Source organism: Methylorubrum podarium, from assembly GCF_022179745.1.
GTDB lineage: Bacteria > Pseudomonadota > Alphaproteobacteria > Rhizobiales > Beijerinckiaceae > Methylobacterium > Methylobacterium podarium.
Genome location: NZ_BPRD01000048.1, coordinates 1 through 5878, shown reverse-complemented (window position 1 = coordinate 5878; position 5878 = coordinate 1). Strand labels below are relative to the sequence as shown.

The 5878-nt window shown below is 70.9% G+C and carries 7 protein-coding genes; 4 read left to right on the top strand and 3 right to left on the bottom strand.

Annotation, left to right across the window (positions count from 1 at the left end; all coding sequences use genetic code 11):
- Positions 1-153 (bottom strand): FitA-like ribbon-helix-helix domain-containing protein (locus tag MFF42_RS26515; RefSeq protein ID WP_444980412.1); only part of this gene is annotated, 153 nt, incomplete at its 3' end.
- 108 nt (positions 154-261) lie between these two features.
- On the opposite strand from MFF42_RS26515, the gene MFF42_RS02425 reads away from it, so the two are divergent.
- The gene (locus MFF42_RS02425) at positions 262-525 is read left to right on the top strand and encodes a hypothetical protein (protein ID WP_373875121.1); all 264 of its coding nucleotides are present in this window, start codon (positions 262-264) and stop codon (positions 523-525) included.
- Complete coding sequence (locus MFF42_RS02420; protein ID WP_238254364.1) at positions 522-815, top strand: type II toxin-antitoxin system RelE/ParE family toxin; 294 nt, start codon at positions 522-524, stop codon at positions 813-815. The genes MFF42_RS02425 and MFF42_RS02420 overlap by 4 nt, the downstream gene beginning before the upstream one ends.
- 57 nt (positions 816-872) lie before the next feature.
- Here the strand turns inward: MFF42_RS02420 and MFF42_RS02415 are convergent, their stop codons facing one another.
- A complete protein-coding gene (locus MFF42_RS02415; RefSeq protein WP_238254363.1) occupies positions 873-2270 on the bottom strand; it encodes an RtcB family protein in 1398 nt (465 codons plus the stop codon).
- 67 nt (positions 2271-2337) lie between these two features.
- Complete coding sequence (locus MFF42_RS02410) at positions 2338-3945, bottom strand: TROVE domain-containing protein (protein ID WP_238254362.1); 1608 nt, start codon at positions 3943-3945, stop codon at positions 2338-2340.
- A 1224-nt stretch (positions 3946-5169) separates the two neighbouring features.
- Here MFF42_RS02410 and MFF42_RS02405 point away from each other — a divergent pair.
- Both MFF42_RS02405 and MFF42_RS02400 read left to right on the top strand, forming a co-directional pair.
- Entirely contained in the window at positions 5170-5487 is a 318-nt protein-coding gene (locus MFF42_RS02405) for a helix-turn-helix domain-containing protein (RefSeq protein ID WP_238254361.1), read from the top strand.
- A 53-nt stretch (positions 5488-5540) separates the two neighbouring features.
- On the top strand, positions 5541-5878 hold a 338-nt coding region (locus tag MFF42_RS02400), incomplete at its 3' end, for a LamB/YcsF family protein (RefSeq protein WP_238254365.1).

The window sequence follows — 5878 nt, the reverse complement described above, 5'->3', positions numbered from 1 at the left end:
TCGCCGGAGGCAGAAGCGGAGGCGATCCTTCAGGAGAGCCTGCGCTTCTGCCTCCGGCGATCGGCCGCTGCGGACCGCCCGAAGCTTCAGCCGCTCTCGCAGCGTCCCGCCGGGATCGCGGATGGTGAGGCTGGGGTGGCGAGAAGAAGCCATGAGGTCTTCCTAGGAGCGATCCTGGGACGCTGCAACGCTACCGCGAAAAACTTGCCGCATCGTCGTTGCGAGGCGAAGCCGAAGCAATCCAGGAGCGCGACGACGACCGTGTTCCCGACCGTCGATGTCGTGCATAATGGACGCATGACCGAACTTCTGGAACGGGCGATCGAGCGCGTTCGCGCCCTCTCGCCCGAAGCGCAGGACGACATGGCCCGCGTGCTTCTCAGCCTTGCCGGAGACGACGAGCCGGTCTTCACGCTGACACCCGAGGAGGAGGCGTCGTTCGCCAATTCCCGTGCCCAGGCGGCGCGGCGGGAGTTTGCGACGGACGAGCAGGTGCGAGCGATCTGGGCGAAGCACGGCCTGTGAGGCTGCGCTACACTCCGGACGCCGCCGCGGAACTCGACGCCGTCCTGGCCTACATCGCCGAACGGTCGCCACAGGGCGCGCGACGCGTCCAGCGTCGCATCCGGACCGTGATCGATCTGCTGTTGGAGCATACTCGCAGCGGGCGCCCAACCAGACTTCCGCGCATGCGGCGCATCGTGGCGACACCCTATCCCTATCCGATCTTCTACGAAGCGAGCGAGGACGACCTCATCATCCTCGGTATCCGGCACGCCGCCCGTGATCCGGCATCCATGCCCGACATGCCCTGAGACGCTTCGGCGAAACCGCAAAACAGCGGCGCCGGGTTTGCCCACCCGGCGCCGCCGTCACGTCGCCGCCTCCGTGGCCGCCTTGGCCGCCCGCTTCGCCTCCGCCTTCTTCCGCCACGGCGCCTCGGCCTCCCAGTCGCCGGCCATGATGCAGCCGTAGGGCTCCACCGTGTCGACGACCTCGGCCAGGTCGTACTTGGCGATCTGGGCCCGGACGCTGCCGGCGTCCTTGTAGGCGCCCGGCAGCTCCGAGAGGTCCGGCTTTCCGCAGAAGAAGCGCACGTCGATACCCTCGGGCAGGACGGGCGCGTTCTCGCGCAGGAAGGCCTTGCGGCTCATGTTGCGGCCCGCCCCGTGCGGGGCGAAACCGAGCGAGGCCGCGTGGTCGCGGTGGCGGGCGATCAGGATCGGTTCGGCCATGTTGAGCGGGATCAGCGTGCGCCCGTCATCGTCGGCCGAGAACCCCGCCCACGACGGGGTCGCCCCCTTGCCGTGGTAGTAGAGCCCGTCCGCGCGGCGGAAGACGAAGTTGTGCTCGTTCCAGAACCGGTCCGCGACGGCGTTGCCCAGCTTGCGCGCCACGAGGTCGTGGAGCGCGAAGTGGCTGGCCTTGGTCCAGTCCCGGACGATTTGCAGCGCCTCCCAGTAGGCCCGGCCGTCGTCGGATTCCGCCTTGATCCAGGCGTTGTGCGCCGGGACCCGCGGAGCGACGATCGCCGTGTGCCGGCGCGCGGCGGCCAGGCCCTTCTTGTAGAGCTGGGCGCCGAGCCCCCGCGAGCCGTGATGGGTGACGAGCGCCACCTGCCCCGTCGAGGCGAGGTGCCCCACAGAGGCGAAGTGGTTGCCGTCGCCCTGGCTCGCGAAATGCCCGACCGCGAGCCCGGCGAACTCGGCGAGGAAGCGGTTGCCCGCAACCCCCGCCATCACCGCGTCCGGCGGCGCGACCACACCCTTGCGCCCGCCGGGCCCGAAATGCGTGACCGCCTGCACGGCGTCGAGCACGCGCTTCGGATCGTCGGCACGGCGAAAGACGGTGATCGCCACCGAGCAGCAGATGTCCGCCGAGTGGAAGCCCGGATGGATCGCGTCCTCGCAGGCGACCGCGCCGCCCACGGGGATCGTGCCCTCGGCCAGGCCCGAGGGGCAGGCATCCGGCATCACCGCACCCTTGACGATGGTCGGCACCCGCATGAGCGCGTCCATATGCGCGATCACGGCGGCGGCGTTGGCCCGCTCGGCCTCCGTCTCGGCGTCGAGGAAGACGCCGAAGTCGAGCCCGTTGGTGCGCATCGGGATCGGGTTGGCGCCGGGCTCGATCGTGCGCAGATGCGCCAGGATCGCCGCGTCGTCGGCGCCCTCGCCGCGCATCGCGTTGGCGATGGCCACCGCGCGCTTGAACCATTCGCCGGGCCGGAAGCCCCAGGCGATGAGATCGCGTCCGTTGATCGCGGACATGGTGTCGCTCCGTCTTCTCGAGGTCTCGGGACCGGAGCGGACGGCGCATCGCCGTCCGCCCCTCTCGTCAGCCGCCGCGGATAAAATCCGCGATCAGCGCGGGCGCCGCCGTGTCGAAGCCGACCACGTCGAGCATGCCCGCATCGTTCGGGTCGGCGATGCTGAAGCCGTTGGAGACGAGCCCCACGACCACGAGCTTCGCCGGAATCCCGGTCTTCTCCCGGTACGCCCGCAGCGCCTGGACCGGGTGGACCGGGCCGGCCCAGGTCTCCGAGTCCGTGTAGACCACGAACGCGTCGGCCTGGACGCCCCGCTCCAGCGCCCACCGCATCGGCAGCGCGCAATCGGTCCCGCCGAAGGGCAGGTCGGCGGTCGCCGCCACCGCCTGGTCGAGCCGCATGGACGGCCCGATCGGGAGGCTGGTCAGCACCGTCCCCTCGCTCCAGGACTGGCCGGGCTCGGCGGTGAAGCCGAGAACCTGCCAGTGCTCCTCCGTCGCCGCGGTGACGAGCGCCATCGCGGCGGCCGCCTCCCGGGGCGTCAGGGCGGAACCCGCGACCGAGCCGCAGGCCATGGAGCCCGAGACGTCCAGCGCCAGCACGAGGCGCCGGCCCGTGGGTTCGACGTTCGCGAAGGCGGTGTAGAACGCCGCGTTCAGCGCCTCGACGATGGCCGCCACCGGCTCCCAGGAGAGCCGGCCGCGCTGGCCGTGCCCGGACGCGTAGGTCCGGAGCGCGACGAGCAGCGCCATCGGGTGCAGGCGCGCCTTCAGCAGGCGCTCCCGGTCCGACAGCACGGACACCACGTGCTCGGTCGCCGCGGTGAAGGGCGCGAGCGCCCCCGACGCGGTGAGCCGGCCGAGCTGGCGCACGAGGGCACCGACCGGCATGCGCTCGATCAGGGCCTCGTTCACCGCGCGGCTCGTCATCAGCCCCGTCGGCAGCGCCTCCCAGGGGAGGTCGTGCGCGCGCACCTGCGCCGCCGCGAAGGCGCCGTCGACGCCCTCCGCCTGCACCGACGCGAAGGCGTGGACGAGGGCGGGGGTCGCCTCGGTCAGCGTGCCGCGGCAGATCCAGTCGAACAGCGCCTTCCGGGCCGGCTCGTCCGTCTCCGGATGAGCGAGCCGCAGGAGGTCGCGGTGCGACCAGCCCTGGCGGGCGCGGTACTTCACCGCCTGGTAGGCGAGCGCATCCACCGGACGCGCCCGGTACCAGGCGCCGACCGCGCGCCGCAGCGCCCGGCCCCAGCCGCGCATCGCCTCGACGGCGCCCGCGAACTGGAACAGGTGCGTGCCGGTGCGGCAGACCCGGGGCAGGGCGGCGAGCGCCAGCCGGCGGGTCTCCTCCGCTTCGGCGGAGGCCGCGAGCGCGAGGGCGAAGATCGCCGGATCCTGCTTCGGCGCGCGGCCCGCCTCGCTCATCGCGACAATGACCGCCACCGCCCGGGCGCCGTCCTCACGGATGCAGCGCATCACCGCGGCGGCGTTCTCCCGGGTCAGGTCCCGCTCTCCCGCGTAGTACGAGCCGCCATCCGCGCCGAGCACGAGGAAGCGGTCGAGCCGCGCCCAGTCGCCCACGGCGAAGGAATGGCCGCCGGCCGAGTTCGGCACGGTGCGGGGAAGGGGCTCCGACTGCGGGGTGCGCCGGAGCGAGAACAGCTTTCCATAGTTCAACATCGCTCGCTCCTTTCTCCGCGGGGTTCTTGTGGGACTTGCCCCGGGGCTCGTTGCGGCCGTGCGGTCGTGGATCGTTGCGAGGGACCGGCGCCTTGCGACGCCCGGGATTCGAACCCTGAGGACCAGATCACCCTCGCAATCCGGCCCGCACGGCCGAATTGGTTTTTTTGTCGGCGACCGTGCGGGTGTGGGGGGAGACGGGCGCTCCGCTCGCGCGGCATGCGTCGCCCGTCCGCCACCCGGGCATCGGACCTCGCGGCCCGTGGGATTCGAACCCGGCCTTCCGGCCGACGATCACCCGTCTCCATCGGCCCGCACGGCCGATTCTCTTGTCGGTTTGCGCCCTCGGGCGGACGATCGTCCGCCTCCGGGTCGCGCGGTCATGGGGTGAGGAAAGGGGCGCTCTATCCGGACTGAGCTACGGGCCTCACGGCCCGGCGGGACTCGAACCCGCGTCCACCTCATTAAGAATGATAACCTTTCCTCTTCGGCCCGCGCGATTTAGCTATATTTTCCTATTGTCCGGCCGCGCTCGGCCCTGCGGTCATGGGGATCGGGGACGGGTGTGACTGAGCTACGGGCAAGCCCGGCGGAGTTCGAATCCGCGACCTCCGCGGCGGATGCCGCGGCGCTCTACCGAGAACCGTCCCCTGCCGGTCCGCAGGGGCCGCCGGGATCAGATCGGGGGATCAGGCCTTCAGCCGGAGCGAAGGCCACGCGGGCATGGGGGTGCGAACGGGAATGTCCTTGCGGACAACCGCGCCGTCGACCCGAGGGCGTCCGGCATTCGATTCCCTGAGATAACCGTCCGCTATCGGCCCGCGTGGCCGAACAGCTCCCGTGCGATCGGATAGGACCGCATCGACCCTGGCCGCCCGGACCCTGGACGGGCGAAAGCGGCGACGCATAGATCGTCGTGTTTCATGCCTTGCTCCGTCGAGGCGGGGCCAATGGGAGACGCGGACGTGTGAACGGGCTATCGGATGGCTTCACGTGACAGGTGATAACCGATGCCCACCGGCCCGCGCCGGTGATGATTGTTCGAACCGAGAGCCGGGCGTGGATGCGAAGGGGCGGCCGATACCCGAAAAAGAGAAGGGGGTCGGGTAAGGATAACGCTCGATCTCCGGCCCGGCTGAGCCGATGGGGGCGTGCTTACGGTCACGCCCCCCTCGCGTCAACCGGAAACTTGAAAATTCTTTCAGTTTCGCCCATCTCCGAGCCATGAACGCATCCGCCATCACCCCCGCCCAGATCCGCGCCGGCCGCGGCCTTCTCAAGTGGACGCAAGGGGCTCTGGCCCATCGCGCGGCGGTCTCGGTCGTGACCCTGAACATGATCGAGAGCGATCAGGTCGCCCCGCGCGCGAAGACCCTCGACGCGATCCGCTCGGTGCTCGAAGGGGAGGGGATCCGCTTCATCGGCGACGAGGCGGAAGGCTTCGGCGTGATGATGCGGCCGAAGTCCGGTTCATCACCAGCTCCCGGTCGATCCGGGCCGCGGCAGGGGAAGGCGTCGAGATCCATGCGGGCGGCCGAGTGAGCGCCCGCATCGACCTCAACGCCGATCTCGGCGAGGGTTTCGGACCCTGGCGCATGGGCGACGACGCCGCGCTCCTCGACATCGTCACCTCGGCCAACGTCGCCTGCGGCTTCCACGCGGGCGACCCCGACATCATGGTCGAGACGGCCGTCGCCGCGAAGGCGCGGGGCGTGGCGATCGGCGCCCATCCGGGTTTTCCGGATCTGCGCGGCTTCGGTCGGAACCGGATCCAGGAGAGTCCGAGACGAATCGAGCGCGACATCGCCTACCAGATCGGCGCGCTCCGGGCCTGCGCGGCGTTGGCGGGCGCCCGCGTCACCCACGTCAAGGCGCACGGGGCGCTGGCCAACCTCTCCAACGAGGACGAGGCGGTGGCCGAGGCGCTCGCCCG

Excerpts from the sequence above, each read along its gene's own strand:
- MFF42_RS02415 (WP_238254363.1), bottom strand. The coding sequence starts at position 2,270 with ATGTCCGCGATCAACGGACGCGATCTCATCGCCTGGGGCTTCCGGCCC.
- MFF42_RS02405 (WP_238254361.1), top strand. The coding sequence starts at position 5,170 with ATGAACGCATCCGCCATCACCCCCGCCCAGATCCGCGCCGGCCGCGGC.
- MFF42_RS02410 (WP_238254362.1), bottom strand. The coding sequence starts at position 3,945 with ATGTTGAACTATGGAAAGCTGTTCTCGCTCCGGCGCACCCCGCAGTCG.